The sequence below is a fragment of the Klebsiella sp. RCJ4 genome (assembly GCF_009025755.1).
GTDB classification, from domain to species: domain Bacteria; phylum Pseudomonadota; class Gammaproteobacteria; order Enterobacterales; family Enterobacteriaceae; genus Klebsiella; species Klebsiella michiganensis.
On sequence record NZ_WCIN01000041.1, the window covers coordinates 340,422 to 363,622 of the forward strand.

At 50.8% G+C, this 23,201-nt stretch carries 30 protein-coding genes, 1 tRNA gene and 1 pseudogene; 20 read left to right on the forward strand and 12 right to left on the reverse strand.

Going from position 1 to position 23,201, the window contains the following annotated elements; translation table 11 throughout:
• Positions 1-27: 27 nt before the first annotated feature.
• Complete coding sequence (cysS, locus tag F8562_RS20530) at positions 28-1,413, forward strand: cysteine--tRNA ligase (protein WP_004848430.1); 1,386 nt, start codon at positions 28-30, stop codon at positions 1,411-1,413.
• Between the two features lie 294 nt (positions 1,414-1,707).
• Here the strand turns inward: cysS and ybcJ are convergent, their stop codons facing one another.
• The gene (ybcJ, locus tag F8562_RS20535; RefSeq protein ID WP_004099787.1) at positions 1,708-1,920 is read right to left on the reverse strand and encodes a ribosome-associated protein YbcJ; all 213 of its coding nucleotides are present in this window, start codon (positions 1,918-1,920) and stop codon (positions 1,708-1,710) included.
• Position 1,921: 1 nt separating this feature from the next.
• Positions 1,922-2,788, reverse strand: a complete 867-nt coding sequence (gene folD / locus F8562_RS20540) for a bifunctional methylenetetrahydrofolate dehydrogenase/methenyltetrahydrofolate cyclohydrolase FolD (RefSeq protein WP_004099791.1) — start codon at positions 2,786-2,788, stop codon at positions 1,922-1,924.
• A gap of 340 nt (positions 2,789-3,128) precedes the next feature.
• On the opposite strand from folD, the gene F8562_RS20545 reads away from it, so the two are divergent.
• Positions 3,129-3,205: transfer RNA gene (locus F8562_RS20545), tRNA-Arg, on the forward strand.
• A 15-nt stretch (positions 3,206-3,220) separates the two neighbouring features.
• Here F8562_RS20545 and F8562_RS29535 read toward each other — a convergent pair.
• The 8 genes and pseudogenes from F8562_RS29535 to F8562_RS20590 all read right to left on the reverse strand — a co-directional run bounded on the left by F8562_RS29535 (position 3,221) and on the right by F8562_RS20590 (position 10,133).
• Positions 3,221-4,360, reverse strand: a complete 1,140-nt coding sequence (locus tag F8562_RS29535; RefSeq protein WP_224256554.1) for a tyrosine-type recombinase/integrase — start codon at positions 4,358-4,360, stop codon at positions 3,221-3,223.
• Positions 4,261-4,596, reverse strand: coding sequence for a helix-turn-helix domain-containing protein (locus F8562_RS20555; protein ID WP_094909199.1), 336 nt, complete (start codon positions 4,594-4,596; stop codon positions 4,261-4,263). Before F8562_RS20555 ends, F8562_RS29535 begins: the two co-directional genes overlap by 100 nt.
• Position 4,597: 1 nt before the next feature.
• A pseudogene (locus tag F8562_RS20560) lies at positions 4,598-4,699 on the reverse strand (TraR/DksA C4-type zinc finger protein); the annotation flags it as partial.
• A gap of 70 nt (positions 4,700-4,769) precedes the next feature.
• Positions 4,770-5,879, reverse strand: coding sequence for a RecT family recombinase (locus F8562_RS20565; protein WP_094909245.1), 1,110 nt, complete (start codon positions 5,877-5,879; stop codon positions 4,770-4,772).
• 12 nt (positions 5,880-5,891) lie between these two features.
• On the reverse strand, positions 5,892-8,681 hold the full coding sequence (locus tag F8562_RS20570) for a RecE family exodeoxyribonuclease (protein WP_094909200.1): 2,790 nt from the start codon (positions 8,679-8,681) through the stop codon (positions 5,892-5,894).
• Between the two features lie 136 nt (positions 8,682-8,817).
• Entirely contained in the window at positions 8,818-8,976 is a 159-nt protein-coding gene (locus tag F8562_RS29540) for a YdaE family protein (RefSeq protein WP_004121647.1), read from the reverse strand.
• 8 nt (positions 8,977-8,984) lie between these two features.
• Positions 8,985-9,176: a DUF1482 family protein gene (locus F8562_RS20580; protein WP_004103055.1), complete on the reverse strand. Its 192-nt coding sequence runs from the start codon at positions 9,174-9,176 to the stop codon at positions 8,985-8,987.
• A 513-nt stretch (positions 9,177-9,689) separates the two neighbouring features.
• On the reverse strand, positions 9,690-10,133 hold the full coding sequence (locus F8562_RS20590; protein ID WP_094909202.1) for a hypothetical protein: 444 nt from the start codon (positions 10,131-10,133) through the stop codon (positions 9,690-9,692).
• Between the two features lie 28 nt (positions 10,134-10,161).
• Here F8562_RS20590 and F8562_RS20595 point away from each other — a divergent pair, with 28 nt between their 5' ends.
• From F8562_RS20595 to F8562_RS20650, 12 genes are all read left to right on the forward strand, one after another.
• Positions 10,162-10,413 carry a transcriptional regulator gene (locus F8562_RS20595; protein ID WP_094909203.1) on the forward strand — a complete coding sequence of 84 codons (252 nt, stop codon included), beginning with the start codon at positions 10,162-10,164 and terminating at the stop codon, positions 10,411-10,413.
• A gap of 20 nt (positions 10,414-10,433) precedes the next feature.
• Complete coding sequence (locus tag F8562_RS20600; RefSeq protein WP_032734636.1) at positions 10,434-10,754, forward strand: CII family transcriptional regulator; 321 nt, start codon at positions 10,434-10,436, stop codon at positions 10,752-10,754.
• Between the two features lie 336 nt (positions 10,755-11,090).
• On the forward strand, positions 11,091-12,008 hold the full coding sequence (locus F8562_RS20605; RefSeq protein WP_094909204.1) for a replication protein: 918 nt from the start codon (positions 11,091-11,093) through the stop codon (positions 12,006-12,008).
• Entirely contained in the window at positions 12,005-12,748 is a 744-nt protein-coding gene (locus F8562_RS20610) for a replication protein P (protein WP_094909205.1), read from the forward strand. Before F8562_RS20605 ends, F8562_RS20610 begins: the two co-directional genes overlap by 4 nt.
• Positions 12,741-13,007: a DUF977 family protein gene (locus F8562_RS20615; RefSeq protein WP_094909206.1), complete on the forward strand. Its 267-nt coding sequence runs from the start codon at positions 12,741-12,743 to the stop codon at positions 13,005-13,007. Before F8562_RS20610 ends, F8562_RS20615 begins: the two co-directional genes overlap by 8 nt.
• Positions 13,004-13,297, forward strand: coding sequence for a hypothetical protein (locus F8562_RS20620; protein WP_094909207.1), 294 nt, complete (start codon positions 13,004-13,006; stop codon positions 13,295-13,297). The genes F8562_RS20615 and F8562_RS20620 overlap by 4 nt, the downstream gene beginning before the upstream one ends.
• The gene (locus F8562_RS20625) at positions 13,294-13,518 is read left to right on the forward strand and encodes a hypothetical protein (RefSeq protein WP_094909208.1); all 225 of its coding nucleotides are present in this window, start codon (positions 13,294-13,296) and stop codon (positions 13,516-13,518) included. The genes F8562_RS20620 and F8562_RS20625 overlap by 4 nt, the downstream gene beginning before the upstream one ends.
• Positions 13,511-13,915, forward strand: coding sequence for a hypothetical protein (locus F8562_RS29550; protein ID WP_094909209.1), 405 nt, complete (start codon positions 13,511-13,513; stop codon positions 13,913-13,915). Before F8562_RS20625 ends, F8562_RS29550 begins: the two co-directional genes overlap by 8 nt.
• Complete coding sequence (locus F8562_RS20635) at positions 13,916-14,434, forward strand: hypothetical protein (protein ID WP_094909210.1); 519 nt, start codon at positions 13,916-13,918, stop codon at positions 14,432-14,434.
• Complete coding sequence (locus F8562_RS29795) at positions 14,431-15,282, forward strand: hypothetical protein (RefSeq protein WP_142298646.1); 852 nt, start codon at positions 14,431-14,433, stop codon at positions 15,280-15,282. The genes F8562_RS20635 and F8562_RS29795 overlap by 4 nt, the downstream gene beginning before the upstream one ends.
• Positions 15,282-15,539 carry a hypothetical protein gene (locus F8562_RS20645; protein WP_094909211.1) on the forward strand — a complete coding sequence of 86 codons (258 nt, stop codon included), beginning with the start codon at positions 15,282-15,284 and terminating at the stop codon, positions 15,537-15,539. The genes F8562_RS29795 and F8562_RS20645 overlap by 1 nt, the downstream gene beginning before the upstream one ends.
• Positions 15,536-17,677: a DNA cytosine methyltransferase gene (locus F8562_RS20650; RefSeq protein ID WP_094909212.1), complete on the forward strand. Its 2,142-nt coding sequence runs from the start codon at positions 15,536-15,538 to the stop codon at positions 17,675-17,677. Before F8562_RS20645 ends, F8562_RS20650 begins: the two co-directional genes overlap by 4 nt.
• Positions 17,678-17,923: 246 nt before the next feature.
• On the opposite strand, the gene F8562_RS20655 is transcribed toward F8562_RS20650, so the two are convergent.
• Both F8562_RS20655 and F8562_RS20660 read right to left on the reverse strand, forming a co-directional pair.
• On the reverse strand, positions 17,924-18,577 hold the full coding sequence (locus F8562_RS20655; protein ID WP_151891936.1) for a DUF3226 domain-containing protein: 654 nt from the start codon (positions 18,575-18,577) through the stop codon (positions 17,924-17,926).
• Positions 18,577-19,683 carry an AAA family ATPase gene (locus F8562_RS20660; protein WP_004139427.1) on the reverse strand — a complete coding sequence of 369 codons (1,107 nt, stop codon included), beginning with the start codon at positions 19,681-19,683 and terminating at the stop codon, positions 18,577-18,579. Before F8562_RS20660 ends, F8562_RS20655 begins: the two co-directional genes overlap by 1 nt.
• A 550-nt stretch (positions 19,684-20,233) precedes the next feature.
• On the opposite strand from F8562_RS20660, the gene F8562_RS20665 reads away from it, so the two are divergent.
• The 6 genes from F8562_RS20665 (at position 20,234) to F8562_RS20690 (ending at position 22,881) form a co-directional block, all read left to right on the forward strand.
• A complete protein-coding gene (locus tag F8562_RS20665) occupies positions 20,234-20,467 on the forward strand; it encodes a DinI-like family protein (protein WP_024359402.1) in 234 nt (77 codons plus the stop codon).
• Between the two features lie 107 nt (positions 20,468-20,574).
• The gene (locus tag F8562_RS20670; protein WP_224256546.1) at positions 20,575-20,766 is read left to right on the forward strand and encodes a hypothetical protein; all 192 of its coding nucleotides are present in this window, start codon (positions 20,575-20,577) and stop codon (positions 20,764-20,766) included.
• Positions 20,767-20,823: 57 nt separating this feature from the next.
• The gene (locus F8562_RS20675) at positions 20,824-21,423 is read left to right on the forward strand and encodes a DUF1367 family protein (RefSeq protein ID WP_048257987.1); all 600 of its coding nucleotides are present in this window, start codon (positions 20,824-20,826) and stop codon (positions 21,421-21,423) included.
• Positions 21,423-21,629: a hypothetical protein gene (locus tag F8562_RS20680; RefSeq protein ID WP_064363172.1), complete on the forward strand. Its 207-nt coding sequence runs from the start codon at positions 21,423-21,425 to the stop codon at positions 21,627-21,629. The genes F8562_RS20675 and F8562_RS20680 overlap by 1 nt, the downstream gene beginning before the upstream one ends.
• A gap of 2 nt (positions 21,630-21,631) precedes the next feature.
• Positions 21,632-21,928 carry a DUF1364 domain-containing protein gene (locus tag F8562_RS20685; RefSeq protein WP_094909214.1) on the forward strand — a complete coding sequence of 99 codons (297 nt, stop codon included), beginning with the start codon at positions 21,632-21,634 and terminating at the stop codon, positions 21,926-21,928.
• Positions 21,925-22,881 carry a YlcG family protein gene (locus F8562_RS20690; RefSeq protein WP_163467335.1) on the forward strand — a complete coding sequence of 319 codons (957 nt, stop codon included), beginning with the start codon at positions 21,925-21,927 and terminating at the stop codon, positions 22,879-22,881. Before F8562_RS20685 ends, F8562_RS20690 begins: the two co-directional genes overlap by 4 nt.
• Positions 22,882-23,201: the final 320 nt, after the last annotated feature.

The following is a 23,201-nucleotide window of genomic DNA, read 5'->3' on the forward strand; positions in this document are numbered from 1 at the left end:
TCCACACACGTCTACACGGAATCTTCGATGTTAAAAATTTTTAATACACTGACGCGCCAAAAAGAAGAATTTAAACCTATCCATGCCGGGGAAGTTGGCATGTACGTGTGTGGTATTACCGTTTATGACCTCTGTCACATCGGCCATGGCCGTACCTTCGTCTCATTCGATGTGGTCGCGCGCTACCTGCGTTTCCTGGGCTACAAGCTAAAGTACGTGCGCAATATCACCGATATCGACGACAAAATCATTAAGCGTGCTAATGAAAACGGCGAAAGCTTTGTTGCGCTGGTGGATCGCATGATTGCCGAGATGCACAAAGACTTCGACGCGCTGAATATCCTGCGCCCGGATATGGAGCCGCGGGCCACCCACCATATCGCGGAAATCATTGAGATTACCGAGCAGCTGATCGCCAAAGGCCACGCGTATGTCGCCGACAACGGCGACGTGATGTTCGATGTGCCGACCGACCCGAACTACGGTCAGCTGTCGCGTCAGGATCTCGATCAGCTGCAGGCCGGCGCGCGGGTTGATGTCGTTGACGTCAAGCATAACCCGATGGACTTTGTGCTGTGGAAGATGTCGAAAGAGGGCGAGCCAAGCTGGCCGTCGCCGTGGGGCGCGGGCCGTCCAGGCTGGCACATTGAGTGTTCAGCGATGAACTGCAAACAGCTGGGCAACCATTTTGATATTCACGGCGGCGGTTCGGATCTGATGTTCCCGCACCATGAAAACGAAATCGCCCAGTCCACCTGCGCCCACGACGGCGAGTACGTCAATTACTGGATGCACTCCGGGATGGTGATGGTTGACCGCGAGAAGATGTCAAAATCGCTGGGCAACTTCTTTACCGTGCGCGACGTGCTGAAGTTCTACGACGCGGAAACCATTCGCTACTTCCTGATGTCCGGCCACTATCGCAGCCAGCTGAACTACAGCGAAGAGAACTTAAAGCAGGCGCGCTCCGCGCTGGAGCGTCTGTATACCGCGCTGCGCGGAACCGACAAAACCGCAGAGCCGGCCGGCGGCGAGGCGTTTGAAGCGCGCTTTATCGAAGCGATGGATGACGATTTTAATACTCCGGAAGCCTATTCCGTGCTGTTCGATATGGCGCGTGAGGTTAACCGCCTGAAAACCGAAGATGCCGCCGCGGCCAACGCGATGGCCGCGCATATGCGCAAGCTCTCTTCGGTACTGGGGCTGCTGGAACAGGAGCCGGATGCCTTCCTGCAGAGCGGCGCGCAGGCGGACGACGGGGAAGTGGCGGAAATCGAGTCGTTGATCCAGCAGCGTCTGGACGCGCGTAAAGCGAAAGACTGGGCGGCGGCGGATGCCGCGCGTGACCGTCTCAACGAGATGGGCATCGTGCTGGAAGATGGCCCGCAGGGCACCACCTGGCGCCGTAAGTAGTCTCATTCTCTCTTTTTAGCCGGGGCCATCCCCGGCATTTTTTTGCCCTGACTCAGGCTAAGAAACGAAGCGCGGTCCTGATTTCGCCTGCGTATGTTCCCGGCCAGCGGCTGTAGCGTTCGTCGGGGAGAAGAGGTATCAGGCGGAAGTGCAGGTTGCCGGAGGCAGCCAGGGGAGCGGCTGTGCTACACAGGACGTGATATCGGAAGATGGCGGCGCTGACTGAAGTGCAGAAAAACGAGAGATCATCTGTCGGGGTGGGGGGACAGGCGCCGGCTGCGGCGCCTGAACGTGTTACTCGGTAACGGTAACGCTCTGACCTTCAAAGCTGACCGTCTGACCGGCGACGATTTTACAGCGTTTACGGGTTTCCACCGCACCGTCGACTTTGACCAGACCGTCGGCGATAGCGATTTTAGCCTGCGCGCCGCTTTCGCTCCAGCCTTCAAGCTTCAGCAGGTCGCACAGTTCAACGTGCGGGTGTTTGCCTAAAGAAAAATTCGCCATCTCAGGCCTCCTGAATATCGTGATACTCTTCGCACGCCTGCAGCGTGTTCTGAATGAGGGTGGCTACGGTCATCGGGCCGACGCCGCCGGGAACCGGCGTGATGTACGACGCGCGCGCGGCGGCATCTTCATAGACCACATCGCCGACCACTTTGCCGCTTTCCAGGCGGTTAATGCCGACATCGATCACGATCGCGCCTTCTTTAATCCATTCGCCCGGAATAAAGCCCGGTTTACCGACAGCCACGATCAGCAGGTCGGCGTTTTCGACGTGATGACGCAGGTTTTTGGTAAAACGGTGGGTGACGGTGGTGGTGCAGCCTGCCAGCAGCAGCTCCATGCTCATCGGGCGTCCGACAATATTGGAGGCGCCAATGACCACCGCGTTCAGGCCGTAGGTATCAATGTTGTAACGCTCAAGCAGCGTGACGATCCCACGCGGCGTGCACGGACGCAGACGCGGCGCGCGCTGGCACAGACGGCCCACGTTATACGGGTGGAAACCGTCAACGTCTTTGTCCGGCGAAATGCGCTCCAGCACTTTGACATTATCAATGCCGGCGGGCAGCGGCAGCTGGACCAGAATGCCGTCGATGGCGCTATCCGCATTCAGGGTGTCGATAAGTTCCAGCAGCTCCGCTTCGCTGGTGGTTTCCGGGAGATCGTACGAGCGGGAGACGAAGCCTACCTCTTCACACGCTTTGCGCTTGCTGCCGACATAAATCTGCGATGCCGGGTTGCTGCCGACCAGCACGACGGCTAACCCTGGAGCACGAAATCCGGCCGCAACGCGCGCCTTCACTTTTTCCGCAACCTCAGAGCGTACCTGCTGCGCAATCGTTTTACCGTCAATAATTTTTGCTGCCATCAGAGAGAGGATTCCATCTGTATCTTTACGAAAGGGGGATGACGATATTTTGTCAGAAGCCAGCCCCGCTGTCAGTCTTCGTTTAAGATTTTATCTTTCTTAGGCGTTGCAGAGGCTGAAAAACGGCCCTGACCGCGCTGCGAATGGCGCAAAAAGGAGCCCGGGAGTCGAAGAAAGGTTAACGTGCAGAAACATAAGGTTGGATAAACTTTATACTGCTTTTGCGGCATAAGCCGCCAGCCTGCACAGGCAAGCGCAGTTTCGCGGCAAAATACATTGACTCATCAGGCGTGGACCGTATAATTCCGGCGATTGCACATCATGAAGCTCGCTTCTCAATGCGCCCTTAGCTCAGCTGGATAGAGCAACGGCCTTCTAAGCCGTAGGTCACAGGTTCGAATCCTGTAGGGCGTGCCATTAAGAAACAGTCACTTACGCCAGTTTTAAACCAGCCTGATTTCCTCCTTGTGTCGTATTTGTGTCGCTAGCGCCAAAAATGGCGTCAATTTTCCGTGCGTGTTCGGTCAGGTGGTTCGGCGCCAGGTGAGCATAACGACGCACCATCTCGATGCTCTCCCATCCTCCCATTTCCTGTAAAACAGAAAGCGGGACGCCGGACTGGATCAGCCAGCTCGCCCAGGTGTGCCGGAGGTCGTGAAAACGGAAATCCTCGATCCCCGCTTTTTTCAGTCCGGCGCGCCAGGCGTTATTGTCATCCACCCGCATTTTTCTCACAGCGGGCGTCAGCGTTCCATCCGGGCGATGTTTTGCCGTGGTATGAACGAACACCCACCGGGAATGCTTCCCTATCTGATCCCTTAATACCCTGCATGCGGTATCATTCAGAGCCACGCCAATCGCCTTGCCCGCTTTTGCGTTCTCCGGATTTACCCATGCAACCTTTCTCTGCATATCGACCTGCTGCCACTCAAGCCCGATGATGTTTGAGCGGCGCAGGCCGGTTGCCAGTGCAAATATCACCACTGGCTTAATGCTCTCCGGCATGCACTCGATCAACCGCTCAGCTTCCTCTCTGGTCAGCCACCGTATCCGCTTGCTGATCGGCTTGCGGGTTTTGATAACTGGTGCCGTTTTTATCCATCCCCAATCATTCGCCGCGGCCCTGAGCAAGGACCTAATGAAGGAAAGGTGCTGCGCCTTCGTCGCCTGAGAAACCTGCCGTGGTTTGTACTCAGGAACCGGCTTACCCTTCCTCAACGCGGCATCACGTTTACTCTCCCACACCTGCAGGTGCTTACGGTTGATCATCCCGTTAACGGCTTCGTAAATTTCCTCCACCGTTATTTTCGATACATCACGGCCGGAAAAATGCTGCAGCCAAAACTCTATTTTGGTTTTGTCATCATCCAGCGACCGCTTATGGTCTTTCTCCCGCAGCCACCGGATACAGCACTCTTCGAAGGTTCTTACAGGCAGGTCGCCGATCTGATCAACCCGCCATGCTTCAGCCTTTAGCTTATCGTGGAGCTCCTGCGCCTGCTTTTTGTCCCCCGTGCCAAGAGATCGCCTAACTCTTTTCCCTGACGGCGTAAAGAAATGACAGTGCCACATGCCGCCTCTGAGGGTGATGGACATAAAATACCTCCTTTATGCTCACCCGCGTTCGCTCGTTTAGTTTCCTGCGGGGATGACAAATACGCAATACATGCCGCTTCGGTCGTTCTGTACTTGTTGCCGACCTTGCGGCCGGCGAGTTCTCCTGACTCAATCAGGCGGTAGATTACCCGCGCCGACACGATGAGTAAGTCGGCGGCCTGCTGAGCTGTTATCGGTTTATCTGACGCCATATCACCTCCGATGCTTACCGCGCAATTCCTCTTCCTCCTGGCAATCAGCGCAGCGCTGACAGCCCGCCACCGCCTCCCGGCGCTGTTCAGGTATCTCTTCCCCGTTAAAAATCATTCCGCGTTCAGTAATTTTCGTCATATCGTTACCGGGAGGGCGGACCCTCCCGCCTCCCTTAGCCCACGTATTCCGGTTTCATGTCGTCCAGGGTGATGCGGAACTGGTCATACAGTTCATCACCAAGATGGCGTCTGGCGGCGGTGAGGGTGCCTTCAGCTTTAGCAAACAGCTCGACAGCTTCCGGTTCGCCAGGGTTAGGCAGTGAATTGATCGCGGCCTCAATCTTGTTTCGTGCATCAACGAGGTAGTAGCGCTTAACTGCCTTGTTTTTCAGTTCGGTATACAGAGCAGTACCCAGCAGTGCTTTCTGTGATTCGATATCTACGCGGATGGCTTTGGCCTGATCCACTGAGTCAGCTGTATCAATGCGGTTGCGTAGATCGTCGGCAACGGCATCAATGTTACTTGCTGATTCCTGCGCGCTGGTGGTCGTTTCAACATCAGAGGTGATTTCCTTCATACTCATGCGTTGAACAGGCTCTGGATTGATAACTTTCTCTTCGCGATAGGCAAGATCATCAGCATCCTGAAAACCCATGATTGCGGCAGGGCAGTAGATACGAGACCAGTATTTTGTCGCGAGATAAGCAATCTGCTGCTTAGGATTAGTTGCCCAAAGTGGCGAATTTCGAATTACCACGCTTGAAAGATAAACGGGTTCACACCAAGTGATCTCAGTTTCACCTTTAATTACCGCCCCGGCCCGCACATACAAGCCTTCTTCATCTTCATCACTCCAGGCTCGTATACGTTCTGTCTTTTCGTAATTGCCGTTTCTTCCGGATTTTGTAGTTGTAACTTCTTTCGAGCGGGTGCATTTAGACCAGTCACCCTCGTATTCATAATGAAAACGCCCGCGGATGGCTCCCGTACTGCTGAGTATTGCGCTGATGAGCTGGGCTTCGTACCCGATTTTTCCACCTACAAAGAACGTTTTTTGTGCGACAGCGTAAGGGTTCATTCCCCATTGCATTGACTGCATAACGATTGCCATGCAGTCGGCAGGTTTGCCTGCGAGATGATCCGGGATCGCAATGCTGGCCGCAGACATTAGTTCTGCAAACGCCGTTAACTGGCTCAGTGCCTGAACGTTAAAAATGGAGTTGTTTGCAGATATATTGTTTGGCACTTGCTGTTCAGATGTGATGATGTTTGTGTTTTCCATAGTCATATCCCCTTATGCCTGTACGCGCAGCGCTTCGAGGCGGCGCACATCAAAATCGTTGAGTTCTTCGGCGTAATCCTCAGTGATTGGCGCCGGCCATTCGCCAGTGTCGAAACCGTTAGCGATGGCGCGCATTGCTTTGCGGTATTCCAGCATGCCGAGTTCCAGCAGTTCGCTAGATGCCTCAATGATGGCGATCCAGTGGTAGTTCTCGTCTTTGTTGACGAAAATCCAGAAGAACTGATCTAGCGCTGCGGTTTCGCAGTACATAGCCGCGCTCAGGTGGTAATCGCGTTCGGTGATTTCCCGGTGCAGTTTCGCGCGAAGGCCTTCCTGCTTGATGTTCCACATGCTGATGGTTTTCAGGTCGGCACCAATGCGCAGGCCTCCCATGTCGATTTCAAGATCGGGACGCACGCGGATTTCCAGCCCGGTTTCTTCATCAATACCGAAATAGCTCACTTCGACGGCGCGGCTCGGGTGGGTCAGTAGCTTGCCGGCGGTCGGGTGATTCAGGAGTGCTTTCTGAATGGCCAGCGCAGTACTAAGCTGCTGACGGGTAACCAGCACTTTTCCTTCCGGGTTCTCGCGCCAGCCATCCAGTAGTTCGTCGGCGAATACCGCGTCAGGATTAACGGATTTCACGACCTGCATCAGGTCCACTTTGGTTCCCGACACTTTCAGCGGCTGCGCCTTCTGGGCTTCTTGCGCGACCAGGTCAGGATTAATGATTGCCAACTGTTCCAGCAAGGCATCGCGGCTGCCGCTGGTTTTAACCGGCGCGGGCAGGGTGGCGTTGTATTCTTTGATGCAGGCCTTCATTGCCGTAGCGGTATGCTTAGTCCCATTCTCGATGCGCTGGAACTCTTCCGGGAGTTGCTCATATGACGCATAGGATTCGTCAACGGATGCCCCAAGCGGGAACGATGCGGGCAGGGTGGCGTTATGTGCATCCAGTAATGCTTTGATATCGTCGGCGCTCAACAGCGGCGGCAGGCTGGCGTTGTGCTCGTCGATAAAGGCGCGGATCGTAGTGGTGGTGGTGAATGCACCTTCCGGGATTTCGGGCTCGACGCTGAACTCTTTATCTATGTCTTCCGGCTGCAGTGCCAGCGCATGCACCAGGTTGCCCATATCCAGAACCGGCGAGCGTTCCTTATTGATATTTTTTGAGACATGGCGCGCTTCGAAATACATCAGCGATACCCGGGCATCTTTAACCATCGTGGAGCTGATGCCGTTGGCGGCGTGATAAACCTCGTTCGGTACACCTTCATATCGGCCAGGCTCGAAGTATTCTGGCCATACTGTCGCTGTAAGTTCCTGGTCTGGTTCTTCGGCGGAACCTTCAGGCGTGATTGTTGGTTCCTGGTCCTGCAGAACCGCAGCGGCTAGGCCAGGACAGCGCTCAGTTAAAATTTTGCGTGCGTTTACGGCATCTGTTTTTTCAGCATCTGCATCAGCGCTTTCGCCTGCCGGTACCGGATTATCAGCTTCGTTTTTGACCTGCTGAGTCTCTTCCATCTGCACATCGCTGGTGGCCTCTTCGTTGTCGGTCTTTGGGGCAGGAGTGGCCATGAGGCCTTCAATGGAGTACATGCCAGCGCTGACTTTGGCAATTTCAGGTTGTTTGGTTTCTGTCAGATCTTCGTGAGATTGTTCAACGACATTTGATTGACGGCCCGCGCGTGGATCCTCTTCCCACTCCGGATAGCCTTTTGAGCTCTCGCCGTTTTCATAAATGCCGTTAGCCGCGAGCCAGTTACGAACCATTGCCCGCAGTTCTGACGTGCTTTCTTCTCCATTCCATTTAATGGCACGGGTAACGCCGAAAATGCTATTTGCGTCATAATCGAGAATGTCTGTGGTTTTGCTCAGAATCTTGAGCGCCTTAACATGGACATCCTCTTTCCTGTCTACCAGGTCTTTGGCGCCGATGAGTTGAGGGCGGCTGATTTTTCCCGGCTCTGCATCCGGGTACAGTTGAGCAATAGCGATCTCAATAGCCAGATTCGCGATATTCTGCGTTACGGCGCGTTTATAGCGTTCGGGTATAGCGTGAGTGTCAGCATGGGGAACTGCTGAAATCTGATTGCCTACTGCCCATTCCCTGGTAAGGATGCCGCGATCGATAGCATTGGTTTCGAACCACAATTTCGCAAACTGAATACGGTTGCCAAGTTCGTGGCGCTTCCCTTCAGGGAAGACCTTTTTATTTGCGCTAGTAAATTTCCACAAAGCCGGCATGTCGTATTTCTTTATTTCAGGAATACTTTCAGCGGCAAGAATGAGATCCTGAACTGCCGAATTATCTGTATCCAATTCCATGGCGGAAAGCCGCCCGCGATGCGGGATGCTGATGTGATAAACGTGTCTTTCTTCTGCCATATACTGTGCCAGCAGCTGAATGCGGAAGGGCATCTCTGCGAGGTTGTAGAGGGAGTTTTCATCGCCTGAAACCGTATCGTCTGAATCATCATTAACGATCTCATCTTCAACAACGGTGGTTGAACTAGCAACAGCCCCCGGGATAACCTGCCAGGTGCGCTGGTCGTCGCCGAGCTGATAGCGCTTGCACCATTCAAAATCCAGAACACCTTCAGCGGGAAGGTCATTAAATACCGGGAAATCGGTGCGAATAGGTTTCAGGTAGTCTTTGCCGCGCCCGGTTTCGATTTCTGCATCTTCCAGATCAACGTCTAACTGCAGCTGCGCGCGAGCTTCAGATTTTGCGGAACGCCAGATAATGGCATCGGCTTTACCCGATTTTTGAGTTGCCTTTATCAGATAAAAATATTCCATGTGATAGCCTCAATTTTGGGTGTTAGAATCCCCGGGCCATTGATAGCGCCCATTGGGTGTTCATTGGTTTTGGTAATTTCCGGTGTAACTTTGGTCGGTGGCACCGGACGTACAGCCCGCTTCGGCGGGTTTTACGTTAGGCCTCGTTGGCCATGGCGTCGTATTCGCCACAACGTTTCGAGCAATACGTTCTTTCACGTGGTACTAACTGCGTGCCGTGAATGATGAGAATGGTCATCTTCACAACTTTTCCTTCCTCCAGTGCCTTGCGGCAATACGCACATCGTTTCTGCATAACGCCTCCTACATCTGTGCGGTGAACCCGGCGGGGTGTTCAGCCAGAACGCCTTTCAACGGCAGGCATTCGCCCTTTACACCTTGCTCAACTGCGGCTTCCTGGCATTCTTTCTCGCTGTCATAAACACCCAGCAAAACATCCTGATTACCGCCAATTAGCATGCCGACGGTGATTACCAGTGCGAACATTGTGCTCATCAGTGGGTACCTGCCGGAACGAGATAGGGCGCAAGCTCCCTTGAGTAAAAGGGCTGACGGATAAAGCGCAGATTTCCCTGCGGTTCATGGAAATAGGTTTTGCGAACATGGTCGTATGAAACAGACCAGGGCGCGCCGGTGCGCAGATTACGCATTGGTATTGCGCGACCACTGTTTGGAACTGGATTAGCCATAGATAACCCCCGCAATGCATATGATGAATAAAACCCAGAAGATGAGCCCGATAACTGCCGAAATGACCATGGCTCTGATGCCTTGTTTACTCATTTCAACCTCTGCCTTGTCGCCGGCCAGCGGAACGTTTATCGGAGCAACGCAGCGCGTTGTTGATGGAGTGAGTTTATGAAAATATAAACCTTTATGTAAACTCTTTTATGAACAAAAAAGTTAATTTTTCTATAAACAATTGATTGTATTGGTTTTAAATTTTCGATGGGTTAAGCGTAAAACTAAAAAGCCGCCAAGAAGGCGGCTTAACAAAGAAGAGGTATGTTATTTACGGGAGGCGAGTAGTTCAGCGAATAACTGATTGTATTTTTTGAACTTTGTTTCGAATTCAATTAGTACTGTTTTTTTCTCAGAATCCGGAAAACCACGATAAAACTTAATCAGATTAACTTCATCAGCTGTAAGCATTGACGAAAGCACTGAAGGCATAGAGCCGTCATGCTCATTACCGCCATCCATAGCATCCAGATAACCTGGGGGCATATTGTAATCCCTTTCTATCCGCCGTGCCGCTCTTTCGCCAAAAGAAGTCTTACCATTTATCAGTTGTGATAAATAGCTTTTCTCTCTCTCAGGAAGAGTGCGCTCAGCAAACCAGTCAGCCAGTCGCTTGCTTCTTATTTCTTTTGTGCTCATGACGCCATTGTGATTAGTAAAATCTAAACAATCAAATTCTTTACTTTTTTGTTTATAAAGATATAAACTCATAGCGATACACCTCGGACAGGAAGCACAAATGCAACTTAGTCAATATTTTTTAGAGCGCGGTAACGCGAAGTTCCTAGCTGAAAAACTCGGAATATCAAAATCATATCTATCTCAGATGGCTTCTGGAAAATCCGCCATATCACCAGAACGGGCCATAGAGATTGAAAATCACACAAAAGGCGTTGTTACGAGAGCTGATTGCCTTCCAGAGCGCTGGATGAACATTTGGCCCGAATTCACACCTCCAAGAGCAACTGATGAAGCATCAATAAATCAATGACTTCAAAAGGATTATCACCAATGCAAAACGCAATAGCACGAAAGTTAGATCCACCTATTCTCAATCCGGTTGAGATTGAAAGTGTCTTACTCAACCGGCTTTCATCGGTCGGCCAAAAGGTTTACGCCGAACTTTTGGGGATCAGTGAGTCAACGGCAAGCAGGCGTAAAGGGGAGGGCCATTTTGCTGATGTGGCGAAAGAACTCTCAATACTCGGATTGCAGGTTGTACCGCCGGAAGCTGTCGTTGTGTCCAGACATTACCTGCAGTCTGTTGAAACGCTCGCTGATATAGGCTTGCGTGCTGAGCGGTGCCGCCCGGGTCCGCTGGGATGGGACTGAATGAATCACATCGAATTCATAGAGAAGAACGTCCGCGAGGAACTGCTTCGCCAGGGCTTCACGCAGGCAGTGGCTCAGGGGGGGGGCATACCAGGCGGTCGATATGTACAAGCGGATGTCACAGGCAAGCCGAAAAGGGGGAATGTTTGACGATGTTATGCGACACGCAAAGTTATGGGCAGAGAAGCAGACAAGCACAGCTGAACGCCGGGAAGCAAAGCGCTCCGTGCGAAAGCGCAGCAATCAGGCTGGCTTGTTCTGAAAGGGTGAAGACCGTCGTGCTCGAACACAGCCGGTCTTCGGGTGAATCAATTGGGTCAATTCACGGGATTAAGTATGTCAAATACCGCTGAAGTTATCAATTTTCCAATCAAAACCGAACTAACGGGAGGTCGCATGGCCGACCTGTCCAACGGCTATACCAGGATCGCCAATGAGATACAGAAACTCAAACCGCGGCTGCGCATGTCCGGGCGCGAGTGGCAGTGTCTTGAGGCAGTTATCTGGCTTACCTACGGATGGAACAAAAAACAGGATCGGGTAACAAATACCGTCATTTCTGAGTTAACCGGTTTGAGTGATTCTCATGTTTCAGATGCGATAAAACTACTCGCGGCGCGGGGGATTATTTTTAGTCACAAGCATGGTGTGATGAAAACCGTCGGTATAAATACAGAGCTATCTGCCTGGATTTTGGACAAACCGAAAACGGGAAAACTCTTCCCGAAAACGGGAATTACCTTCCCGGAATCGGGAAAAACCTTCCCGGAAACGGTAGACACCCAAGACTATAACAAAAACAATATTAAAAGATCTTCGTCTCGGAATTCTGAAGAATCCCGAAACAAGAAAACTCAGGAGTTTCTCTCTCGCCATCCTGAAGCTGCTGACGGGATTTACACCCCATCTGGTAAATCCTGGGGAACAGCTGACGACCTCAAAGCCGCGCGATGGATTTTCGATAAAGCCCTCACCGTGAATGCCTCCCTCTCAGAGCCGAAATGGGTTGAATGGGCAAACACCATCCGCCTGATGCGCCTGCAGGACAAACGCACTCACTATGAAATCTGCGAACTGTTCAAGTGGGCCAATGAAGACGATTTCTGGCAAGAAAACATTCTCAGCCCATCAAAACTACGCAAGCAGTGGGATCCGCTCACGACTAAACGCCTGCGCAGCTCAGGCCCATCAAAAACCACATCAGGCGCCAGTGCGCTGAACAATACAGACTGGATCGACGGGGTACTCGAATGAAATCTATCGCAGAAAGCATGCATAACTTCGATCGGAAGAACTTCCAACGTATCGCCGCCGGTATGCCTGAGATGCACGATGCGCAGAGCTTTGCACATCAGGCGACAAAGACGGCTGAGGTATTCAACGAACTGTTTCGCCAGCTGCTCGCGGTATTCCCGGCGCTGGCCAACAAATCAGCGGACGACCTCAACGAGATGCGTCGCCAGTGGCTCCTGGCGTTCAAAGAGAACGGCATCACCACGGTAGAGCAGATTAACGCCGGGATGCGTGTTGCCCGCAAACAGGAAAAACCGTTTATGCCATCACCTGGTCAGTTTGTTGCCTGGTGTCGTTCTGAGGAGGCGGTAACGGTAGGCCTGCCAGACGCGAGTGAGCTGGTTGATATGGTTTACCAGTATTGCCGGACCCGCGGTCAGTATCCGGACGCTGAGTCGTACCCATGGCCTGAGCACAAAATCGAACCGATAACGCTGAAACACAAAGCCTGCTACTGGATGATTACCGGTCTGTATACCGATATGCGCGCGAAGGGACTAAGCGACTCCGAATTACGCCGAAAAGCATCAGAGGAACTGTTGCGCATGGTTCGTCGGGTGAACGCGGGTGAAGTTATTCCGGAGCCGGTTAAGCAGATCCAGAAGCTTGGCGGAAGACCATTAACACAGGAGCAGGGCTTAAACAAAATCGCTGAAATCCGCGCGAAGTTTGGCCTTGGTAGAGGGCGTAACCATGGCTAACAAATCACGTGAACAAAAACAGGCCTGCGTCCAGGCGATTATCGAACTAACCCGCGAGAAAGGGCGCCTGACGGTAAAAGAAGCCTGCACGGAATTACGCATGTGCCGGGATACTGCAGGTCGATATTTCCAGGCAGCAGTCAGAACCGGAAAGGTCATCCGCTACGGGCGGCTTGGATTGTTCCGCGACCAGCGGGCGACCATTGATTTTGACCTTCAGAGATTCAGTCATCGGAAAGATAAGGGAGCCGACAAATGAGCAAACAACGTAAATGGCGTTTCGTCGCTGAAGGCGCTGAAAAACAACAGGGAGGCTCTTATAGCGGACAGCGCACAGGGTTCTTTCAAGTCTGGTACGTAGCTGGCGGTGATGGTGTGAAGTTCCGCCGTTGCCCTTATACGCCTGGCGGCTGGAAGGTCCAGAAAAACCGCACAACGTATGACGATCAGCCTGTTCAATATGCCGTCAAAAATCCTGAAGACATTTCAGCCCTTGATGCATTTGTTGGAGAAAAACCATATCCGGGATACGGGAGAGTTCAAGCATGAAAATCAAATGCATAAAAGATACCGAGGGATACTGGACTGAGGGCGAAATGTATCCGGCCCGTGTAGTTGCTGGCGGTTTTGTTCAAGTTGGCGACGATGACGATCCCAAAGGAGAAGGATGGAGCGCTGCGCCGATGGAATATCGGGAAGATGGTTCGATCGTTTATCAGGTCGGCGGTATTGAGGGTGATGTGTTATTCGAGGAGGCCAGCCATGACTGATATCACCAGATTTACCCAGGAGATAAAAGCGGCGGCAGAAAAAGCGAAATATGCAGGGGAAGCGCCAGTAATGCCGTTTGATACTCGGATCTCTACGCTCAATGAATACCAGCTTACGGTATGCCCCGATAATGTTCTCATTTTGGTAGAAGCGCTGGAGCTTAAAGAAGAGCAGCGCGCTAACTGGTTCCAGATGGCACAGAAATTAGGGGAAGACTTGGATGCGGCTGAAAAGCGCATCGCCGAGTTGGAGTCCCGCACCGTGAAACTGCCGAAGCCTATTAGCGTTTTGCATCGCAGAGATAGCACTGATGCGCATCGCGCAATATACGCATACCCGGAAGCAGAAGTTAACGCAGCACTGGATGAATCAGGCATCAAATGGGAGGCTGAGTAGATGGCACTGACACACGATGAGCTTTGCCAGATAGCCTATCAATTCCTTAAGCGGAACGGCTTCAAAGTCTGCTTTCACGATCGCTTTGTTGCTGTAACCAGCACCGGAGAACAGCCAGACGCGATGGGGTTCAGGAATTTCGCTTCCTGTCTGATAGAGGCTAAGTGCTCACGCGCCGACCTGCTCGCAGACAGGAAAAAACGTTTCCGACTACGCCCCGAGCTTGGCATGGGTGACTGGCGGTTCTTTATCAGCGAGCCGGGGATTATCTCTGTCGAAGGCCTTCCGTCTGGCTGGGGTTTGCTACATGTGGTTAATGGAAAGGTTCGAAAGGTTCACGGATGGCCGCAGGGAAACTGTTGCTGGGGAAGCGCAGAGGATAAGCCATTCACCGGCAATAAACAGGTCGAATGCGATTACATGCTTTCAGCCCTGCGCAGGATGGAGCTGAAAGGGCATCTAAACGAAATTTATGACGGCGTGATAGTGAACCGGGCAGCAGAAGGAGCCAACCAATGACCAGCAAATTAACTATAACAGACGAGCGCCTGGCGGAATTAGTGGCGTTCAAACCATTACCTGGCACAGATATCAACTCGGCCACCCGGGATGAATGGATGGCTATGGCCGCAGAGCTACATGAACGCCGCAAGGCCGACAGCGAGCCTTATGGTTTCACAGATGGTGACCGTCGCGGGATGATTTACAAACCTGAGCATGCCGATCGGCTGAACGAGCCGGTGCCGGTCTATCGCCACGCGCAGCAGCCGGTGGTGCCTGATTATCCCGAAACATTACCATGCCCCGTATTGCTGGAGCCTGGCCTGCGCTTCGGGAAAGGCGTTAAAACCAGACTGGTACTGGATGCCATTCAGCGCAGGGCCGAGCATTCCGCCGAACTTGAGGCTATGACGCCGGAGGAGCGGGCTGAATATGACGCTGGCATCGAAGCATTCAAAGCCATGTTGCCGCAGCCAGTGCCGGATAACAGCGCTATCACTCAGCATTTCGACACCATAGCACTTGAAACGGCCAGGGAGATTATGTGCGACGTAAATCGCCGCCAGGAATTTCTTGGTGGTGAAATCCAGTTGCTCTCACGTATTCAATGTCGAATTGATGACGCCTGCCGCGCCGCCATGCTTCAGGGTGCCGAAAATACCGAGTCGCGCTGCGGCAATTCTCCGGCTAACGATACCAACGTTGTTAAAAGGTTGACCATTACTCTGCCTGATACCAGTTCAAAAGCGTTCTGGAGTGGTGCCGGAAAAACGGAAACATTCCATCCTGTGACTTATCGCCGATGGGTGAAAGAAGCATTAGAGCGATGCTGTGCCATCGCTCGGATTGATGTGGAGGTGAAGTAGTGGAGCCTTCACTGGAATATGCCTGCAAACGCATTCAGGAATTGGAAAGCCTTCTGCTGGTGGACGTGCCTGAAACTGTATGGCCAGCTGAAGTAGCGATGGTCCTGTCAGAAGTAGAAAACGCCGGGGAACTCCCGTCGCACCACCAGCGCCGCCTGCAGCACCACATCAACAGGATGTGGCTGGAAAAAATGCCGGTACCGTCAATTATCGCCGCGGCTCGTTCGCTGGCCAGCGCCATGGAGAAATACGCGTGAGAGAGAGCGAAATCATCGTTGATAACTTTGCTGGTGGCGGCGGCGCCTCAACGGGCATCGAGCTGGCGATAGGGCGCAGCGTGGATATTGCTATAAACCACGATCCCAATGCTGTCGCGATGCACACTACTAATCACCCCGACACGCTGCATTACTGCGAGTCGGTTTATTCAGTTCGCCCGAAAGTTGCGACCGCCAGCCGCCGTGTAGGGCTGGCATGGTTTAGCCCTGATTGCCGACACTTCTCAAAGGCGAAAGGGGCCAAGCCGGTAGAAAAGGCGATTCGCGGGCTGGCCTGGATTGTTCTGCGCTGGGGGCTGGATGTTGACCCTCGGGTGATGATGCTGGAGAACGTTGAAGAGTTTAAAACGTGGGGCCCACTTATTGAAATCCCGCCTAAGCCTGATTTACCTGATGAAATGATGAGCAGCTTTATTGGCCCTGTTTACCCTGGTTACAGCCGTCCGGACCCGGCGCGCGTCGGCGAAACATTCCAGGCGTTTGTTGGCATGCTGACAACCGGCATCCCGGCGGACCATCCCGCACTGATTGAATGCTGCGAGTTTCTGAATATTTCGCTTGATAGCGAGGATGCAGTACGGCTGGTAAACGGTCTGGGTTACACCGTTGAGTATCGCGAGCTGCGCGCCTGCGATTATGGCGCGCCGACGATTAGAAAACGGTTCTTCATGGTCATGCGCCGGGACGGGAAACCGATAGTCTGGCCGGAGGCCACCCATGGGGATCCGAAGTCTGCCTCCGTGCTGGCGGGCAAGCTGGCACCGTGGCGAACAGCTGCGGAATGCATAGACTGGTCTATCCCCGCGCCGAGCATCTTCGGGCGCAAAAAGCCACTGGCGGTGAACACGCTCAAACGTATTGCGCGCGGCATCCAGCGCTTTGTTATCGACAGTGCGTCGCCGTTCATTGTGAAGTGCAATCACACAACGACACGCGGTAAATATGAATGCTTCAGAGGACAGGCTCTGGAAGAACCTCTGCAGACAATAACGAAAACCCATGGCTACGCAATCGCGGTACCTCATCTGACAAAATTTCGAACAGGGGCCACCGGGCAGCCAGTTACCGATCCGGTACCGACAGTGACCGCTGGCACGTCCAGGCGCCCGGGTGGGAATGGCCATGCTCTGGGTATTGTTGAGGCAGAGCTGGTGCCGTTCCTGGCTGGCAATGGCGGCAGCGAGTACCAGGCTAAACCACGCCCGCTCGATAAACCCGCTCACACCATCCTGAAAGAATCGCGCGCCTGTGTCGTCGCTCCGGTTATCGCCCGGCAGTTCGGCGCCAGCATCGGACACCGTGCCGACGAACCTAGCGCAACAATCACCGCGGGCGGCGGCGGTAAATCACAACTGGTAGTGCCAACTCTGATTCAAACCGGATATAGCGAAAGGCCCGGGCAGGCTCCGCGAGTGCCAGGATTTAATAAACCGCTGGGTACCGTCGTGGCTGGTGGCGGAAAGCATGCTGTTGTCGGGGCGTTCCTGGCGAAACACTACGGCGGCAATTACACCGGATCGGGTGTGGGGCTGGATGAACCTACACATTCAGTGACGACAGTTGACCATCATGCGGTAGTTGCGGCGCATCTCATGGTGAACAATACCGGGCATCCTGGCGGATCCGTGGAATCTCCTGCGCATACGGTTACGACTGGCAATCACCACGCCGTTGTAGCCTCCCACCTGGTTAAGCTGCGCGGTACCTGCCGCGACGGACAGCGAACTGATGCGCCGATGCCGACTATTACCGCTGGTGGTCAGCACGTCGGGGAAGTTGAGACCACTCTCGCTGTTGAGCATTACGACGAGCAGCGCGCGCAACAGGTGTTAGCATTCCTGAAAGAGTATTGCGGAGCCGATAGCACCGGGCTGGTGGATATTGACGGCGTGACCTACCGTATTGTTGATATCGGCATGCGCATGCTGCAGCCACACGAACTATACCGGGCGCAGGGCTTCCCCGAATGGTACATCATTGACCAGGATTACCGCGGGGTGAAATACGCGAAAGATAAGCAGGTCGCGCGCTGTGGCAATGCCGTCCCGCCGCCGTTTGCTGAGGCGCTGGTGAGGGCTAACTTGCCCGAGATGTGTAGGGCGAGGCAGGCCGCATAAGCACTTGGAATAAACTAAAACCAGGCAATCAGTGCCGGGTTTGGGGACTCAGATCAGATTGGAGGTCTGGCTGTGAGAGCTGTGTTTTCTTTACTTGACCGATAAATGATAATAAGGAAATACACTCTTCATAAGTGAATACTTATGATTTTTTAGTGAGCAATGATATGCTGCCTCCTTTGTATAATAAATATACTAAATGAAGGCATTTTATAATGAAATAAAATGCCTCTTCAATAATTTAATTCACATAGATTGAATAAATTTTATAATATCAACAAAGGATGCATGATCAAAGTCAACATATTTCCTTTCCGCTGAAATTCCCATTCTTGCATCTGATTCTTCCATGCTCGAGAAATAAATTTGTATTTTTGCTTTGGATGATTTTTTGGGGAAAATAAATGGTGAGCTTTCGTCGTCTGGTTTCGTGATTGATTTTAATTCATCAAGATAGTTCTCAATTTTATCTGATACTTTATTCCCCTTAAAGGAGGATAAAACTAAATCCTCTAACTCTCCAGTCATTTCATTTCCGGGCATAATAAAAAAGCCAGCTTTGATATTCTTACCCTGTATCATTTCCCCATTTTTCGTGTTTTCAATGTAGAATATGCTTTTTATTGCATCTGAAACTTCGGTTGCTGTGTTTTTGAAGTTTTTGTCAGCGTCACGAATTATTGCAAACGATATTACAGTTTCAATGAAACCCTCAGTTTTAGAGGCCATGGAAATGAAGTTCTTCATATTTGCCTTGCCTTGGAAATCTATGACTTGGATTTCACTGTGCAATCCTATCTTTTTAGATAATGCAGAGAAGAATAAAACCTCATCCCGGCCTTCAACAAATAGTATTTTTCTTTTTGAAATGATTTCTTTTTTTTGTTTTAAATCTTCCATTACCTTATCTCCCAATTTTCATCAGAGGATAATTTTATTTCCGGAAGTGAGAATGTACTTAATAATGTCTCATCTTTTGCTTCTGAGAAACCTATTCTAGAAAAAGAAAGGATTTCATCCGAAATCTCTTTGTTTGCGTATAAGTTACTTATTGTATTTATCACATCAAGGCTATGGGTTGTGATAAATATTTGATTTTGGTTTTTAATTGATTGTTCAGTAAGTATTTTTATTATTGATGGCATTAATGAGTAGTGTATGCCATTTTCAATTTCATCTATCAGGATTACACCATTTTTTGTGCTATATGAAATTGCGAGGAGTGTTAGAAGTTTTCCGGTTCCCTCTCCCATTGATGAAAGGCTAACAAGCTTATTCTCACCAGTGTCAAAAAGTATTTCTGCAGTATTTTCTAATATTCCAATTTGTATATCTATTATTTTTTTATTTATTTTTTTCATATCTATGACAATCTCTTTTATATCTTTATTTCTTATTAGATTGCCCACGACCAATATTGTATTAGCATTGTTTATTGCATTTGAGGTTGTAATGTATGTTGTCGGTTTTAGTTCTATTGGTCCTCCATGGTTAACAACATTTGATGATATTTGCGAGCCGTTAATCTGTTGGGTTACATCTATTCTTAGAGATGAGTTTTCGTTTTTTGTCCTATCGTGTTTTTTAATTTTTAGAGATTCACCTCCTTGGAAGGAAGTCGGTGATACGTTGTTTTTGTCTATACTATCACTAGTTACGAGACCTATATTTTGAAAGCCTTTCGTTTTTCTTTCTATAGATATTATTGTTTCCTCTTTAGCCCCATTATAGTCGTTAATTGCTATCTTAATTTTATTCTCTTTGTTAAGGTTTCTAAAGTATGAATACCATAACTCACCTGCTGTAAGGTTTGGTGTGCCACCTCTAAATACTACAGGTTTAACAAGGCAATCAGGAGATGTTAAATCATTTGTTATAAATATTGCATCAAGAATTGAGGTTTTCCCCCTTCCGTTTTTCCCAGCAATAAAGTTAACTCTCTTCAACTTTTCTAACTTTATATTTTTTATGCTCTTAAAGTTTGATATTTCTATTTCTTTTATCATTTCTCTCTCCTTATCATGTGTAGATATATCTTGTTTTTCTTGCCACAAACGGACTTGATACCTATTTTGCTATCTTCAAAACAAAAAAACTACCCTTATGTTTTTTTTAGGATACGTAACCTTCACTGGGTGCTACCTGCGGTGATATGACGCGCCTTAATGGTTTAGACTCAAGACGATAGTTACCTTACTACGATGCGGCAGTTAGGCAGAGCAGTCGCATGCGAATAGTCTTCCCCGCACTGGGATTGGCATAAAATGAGGAAAACGAAGCTAAAACATCGTAATGACATCAGTAAACTGAAGGTAAGGAAAGTGGAATGAGTGCGGTTTTTCCGAGAGCAAAACGTCCAGTTGTTGCGGGTATCTTTTCCGCGTTACTTCAAGGTGGTCAGGCTTAGGAAAAAATAATCTTTTAATTCAATATCATGTGGCAGTTTTTCTTGTGACATTACTGACAAAAATTAACATTTTGTGCTCTTAAGATATTGAACATTCAGTAAGCTAGGTGTACTGTTTATTTATACAGTGTATCGAGTGGGGTGATACTATGAGAATCGAAGTAACCATCGACAAAGCTAAAAAACTACCTAACGGTGCTGAACCAGCGTTAGAGGCCGAATTCCTTCGGCGATTAAATCAAAAATATGATGACTGCAAATTATCTATTCGTCGCGCGGGTGCTGATGGGCTCAGCGTTTTCGGCGGCATAGATGGTGATAAAGAAACCATTGCAGAAATTCTACAGGAGACCTGGGAAAGCGCCGACGACTGGTTTTATTGATACACCTTTTTGGTGACTGGCATTCCCCAAAGTATCGCAATAAGCGTGTCCCTTTGATGCTGTCGCCGGACTATATTTTGCGTCTGTATGTCGCTCAGGGGGATGAAGTGGATCTCGATATCGCCGAAGTGGTAGACATAATCAGGCAAGGTGGGAAGTTTTTAATCTCGAGTGAGGAAGGAAAAATTACCGGGCTCGAAAAGGTAAGGAAAAACCAGTTTTTGCTGACAATTGAAGAATTTAAAGAACTGTCTAAAGATTCTGGTTGCATTGACGAAACCGAGAGTAAGCTGCAATAATTTAGCTGCCGCCTGAACAACGGCAACGGAGCATCACAGCGCCACGGAGTGAAACCCATGGCGCAACAATTACACCTTATAAAACAGTCTCAAGGAATTCTGATCCCTGCAACGCAGGAGACCAGTGATTTCCTGCAATCAAAATGCAAGCTCGGCGCCGTTCTGGAAGCTGACTATAAGCTTGTCCGCAACCCGGCGTTTCATCGCCGCTATTTCGCTTTACTCAATCTCGGCTTTGAATACTGGGAGCCTACCGGGGGAGCGATCTCCTCTAACGAGCGCAGGCTTATCACAGGTTATGCCAGATACCTGGCGGCATATGGCGGGAGTGAATCGGCATTGCTTGATGCCGCCGAGCAATACCTCGACCGTATAGCCGAGAAACGCGCTGGTAGCATCAGCATTTGCAAATCTTTCGACGCCTACCGTGCGTGGGTCATTGTCGAAGCTGGCCACTATGACGCTATACAGCTGCCGGACGGCACGCTAAAAAAACATCCCCGCAGCATTTCTTTCGCCAGCATGGACGAGTGTGAATTTCAGCAATTGTACAAAGCATCGCTTGATGTTCTCTGGCGATGGATCCTCTCACGTTCATTCAACAGCCAGCTGGAAGTCGAGAACGCCGCAAACCAGCTTTTAAGCTTCGCGGGGTGATGCCGATGAAATACTCATGGTTTCACCATCACGACTGCACCACGCAGCAGGCTGATGAACTAATGGAGAAATACCGCAAGCGTGGAGTAAAGGTCGAGCGCAGCCTGAATCAGGATTTAATCACCTGGACCGTCAGTGCGCAGCTGGTGGAGGACAAAAATCCTCCCCGGCCCGCTTCTCGCACCCGAAATCGGATGTGGGGGTGATTATGGCGAACCTACGCAAAGAGGCGCGCGGCCGCGAATGTACAGTCAGGATCCCGGGTTACTGCAACGGCAACCCGGAAACCAGCGTGCTGGCGCATTATCGGCTGGCGGGTACGTGCGGCACAGGATGCAAGCCTGACGATACTCAGGCGGCTATCGCCTGCAGCTGTTGCCACGACTTGATCGACGGACGGAAGAAAACCACCGATTACACCCATGATGAACTGCGGCTGATGCATGCGGAAGGTGTGCTCAGAACGCTGTCCATATGGAAAAAAGAAGGGCTGGTAAAAGCATGAACATGAACACAACTGAATGTATTCGCCAGCGCTGGCTACAGTTGAACATTGTCCGCTATCACGGGTCGTTCCCGGTGGCATATCGCATCCTTAAAAACTTTATTCGCACCTGTCAGATCCGGGGAGAGAGCATGAACCTTGAAAACACAGTGAAATACCACTTCGCAAAATCCACGCTGATTAGCGATTCTCCGCGTGCTACCGCCTCTGATTCACTGACCGGTACCGATATTATGGCGGCAATGGGTATGACGCAGGAGCGCGCTGCAATGGGGTATAGCGCCTTCCTCGGAAAGATGGGTATCAGCAACAATGATAGGGAAAGGGCGATCGCGTTGCTGGCCGAATACGCATTAACCCGGTGCGATAAAGTAGCTGCGCTGCGCAAACTCACACCAAACGTAAAACCCCGGGTTATCCGGATACTCGCAGAGTTCGCCTTTGAAGATTACTCCCGCAGCGCTTCCAGTAAAAAAACATGTGACTGCTGCCATGGGTCTGGATTCATCGATGCAGAGGTGTTCACCAACAAAGTAACTTATCCAGATGGCAAACCTCCAAAGCGGGTCAAAGTTACAAAGGGGATCTATCCATCATACTGGGAGGAGGCAAAGTCTGTCAGGGAGCAGGTTCGGGTGCTCTGCCAAAAGTGCCAGGGAAAAGGGACCGTCAGTGCTTCCTGTAACGACTGCCACGGAAGGGGAAAGGTAGTGAATCAGGATGAGACAGAGAAACAGGGCGTGCCTGTCATGGGTAACTGTAAACGCTGTGGTGGGCGCGGTTATGAGCGGATCCTCTCCACTGCTGTGCACAGTGCCATTTGCCAGATAACTGACGCCATCACCCTAGATACCTGGAAGAAGTCGGTTAAGCCGTTCTTCGACGTGCTGATCACTAAATTCGATATAGAGGAGGCATGGGCAGAGGCACAACTCAAACAAATAACGCGCTGAGATATTTACTTTTCCCGAATTCGTGTTAATTTGTTCTAACGATGGGCATTGTATGTTCACCGTTAGAACAAATTTAAGAGCCTCGACAAACGTCGGGGCTTTCTGCATTTAGGGCTCGCATTCGCGGGCCTTTTCTCTTTTGGTCGCCAAAACGTTATTCACCTTGTTCCAACTGGCGGCCATTCCCCATACAGGGCTCACCTGCGACGGTTCATAACCCAATCGCAGGGCGCTTGCGCAGAGCCCGCCGATTTATTCACACAGCTTCCCGATCTTTCATCGGAGGCGGTAACTATGGCTAAACGTATGCAAGACAAAGA

Bases quoted from the DNA above. Each gene is read 5' to 3' on its own strand.
- F8562_RS20620 (WP_094909207.1), top strand. From the start codon at position 13,004: ATGAGCAAACAACGTAAATGGCGTTTCGTCGCTGAAGGCGCTGAAAAA.
- F8562_RS29540 (WP_004121647.1), bottom strand. From the start codon at position 8,976: ATGCAGAAACGATGTGCGTATTGCCGCAAGGCACTGGAGGAAGGAAAA.
- F8562_RS20615 (WP_094909206.1), top strand. From the start codon at position 12,741: ATGGCTAACAAATCACGTGAACAAAAACAGGCCTGCGTCCAGGCGATT.
- F8562_RS20625 (WP_094909208.1), top strand. From the start codon at position 13,294: ATGAAAATCAAATGCATAAAAGATACCGAGGGATACTGGACTGAGGGC.
- ybcJ (WP_004099787.1), bottom strand. From the start codon at position 1,920: ATGGCGAATTTTTCTTTAGGCAAACACCCGCACGTTGAACTGTGCGAC.
- F8562_RS20555 (WP_094909199.1), bottom strand. From the start codon at position 4,596: ATGGCGTCAGATAAACCGATAACAGCTCAGCAGGCCGCCGACTTACTC.
- F8562_RS20680 (WP_064363172.1), top strand. From the start codon at position 21,423: ATGCCGATGAAATACTCATGGTTTCACCATCACGACTGCACCACGCAG.
- F8562_RS20565 (WP_094909245.1), bottom strand. From the start codon at position 5,879: ATGGAAAACACAAACATCATCACATCTGAACAGCAAGTGCCAAACAAT.
- F8562_RS20600 (WP_032734636.1), top strand. From the start codon at position 10,434: ATGCAAAACGCAATAGCACGAAAGTTAGATCCACCTATTCTCAATCCG.
- F8562_RS20570 (WP_094909200.1), bottom strand. From the start codon at position 8,681: ATGGAATATTTTTATCTGATAAAGGCAACTCAAAAATCGGGTAAAGCC.
- F8562_RS20685 (WP_094909214.1), top strand. From the start codon at position 21,632: ATGGCGAACCTACGCAAAGAGGCGCGCGGCCGCGAATGTACAGTCAGG.
- F8562_RS20590 (WP_094909202.1), bottom strand. From the start codon at position 10,133: ATGAGTTTATATCTTTATAAACAAAAAAGTAAAGAATTTGATTGTTTA.
- F8562_RS20595 (WP_094909203.1), top strand. From the start codon at position 10,162: ATGCAACTTAGTCAATATTTTTTAGAGCGCGGTAACGCGAAGTTCCTA.
- F8562_RS29550 (WP_094909209.1), top strand. From the start codon at position 13,511: ATGACTGATATCACCAGATTTACCCAGGAGATAAAAGCGGCGGCAGAA.
- F8562_RS20580 (WP_004103055.1), bottom strand. From the start codon at position 9,176: ATGAGCACAATGTTCGCACTGGTAATCACCGTCGGCATGCTAATTGGC.
- F8562_RS29795 (WP_142298646.1), top strand. From the start codon at position 14,431: ATGACCAGCAAATTAACTATAACAGACGAGCGCCTGGCGGAATTAGTG.
- F8562_RS20675 (WP_048257987.1), top strand. From the start codon at position 20,824: ATGGCGCAACAATTACACCTTATAAAACAGTCTCAAGGAATTCTGATC.
- F8562_RS20610 (WP_094909205.1), top strand. From the start codon at position 12,005: ATGAAATCTATCGCAGAAAGCATGCATAACTTCGATCGGAAGAACTTC.
- F8562_RS20665 (WP_024359402.1), top strand. From the start codon at position 20,234: ATGAGAATCGAAGTAACCATCGACAAAGCTAAAAAACTACCTAACGGT.
- F8562_RS20690 (WP_163467335.1), top strand. From the start codon at position 21,925: ATGAACATGAACACAACTGAATGTATTCGCCAGCGCTGGCTACAGTTG.
- folD (WP_004099791.1), bottom strand. From the start codon at position 2,788: ATGGCAGCAAAAATTATTGACGGTAAAACGATTGCGCAGCAGGTACGC.
- F8562_RS20655 (WP_151891936.1), bottom strand. From the start codon at position 18,577: ATGGAAGATTTAAAACAAAAAAAAGAAATCATTTCAAAAAGAAAAATA.
- F8562_RS29535 (WP_224256554.1), bottom strand. From the start codon at position 4,360: ATGTGGCACTGTCATTTCTTTACGCCGTCAGGGAAAAGAGTTAGGCGA.
- F8562_RS20605 (WP_094909204.1), top strand. From the start codon at position 11,091: ATGTCAAATACCGCTGAAGTTATCAATTTTCCAATCAAAACCGAACTA.
- F8562_RS20660 (WP_004139427.1), bottom strand. From the start codon at position 19,683: ATGATAAAAGAAATAGAAATATCAAACTTTAAGAGCATAAAAAATATA.
- F8562_RS20635 (WP_094909210.1), top strand. From the start codon at position 13,916: ATGGCACTGACACACGATGAGCTTTGCCAGATAGCCTATCAATTCCTT.
- cysS (WP_004848430.1), top strand. From the start codon at position 28: ATGTTAAAAATTTTTAATACACTGACGCGCCAAAAAGAAGAATTTAAA.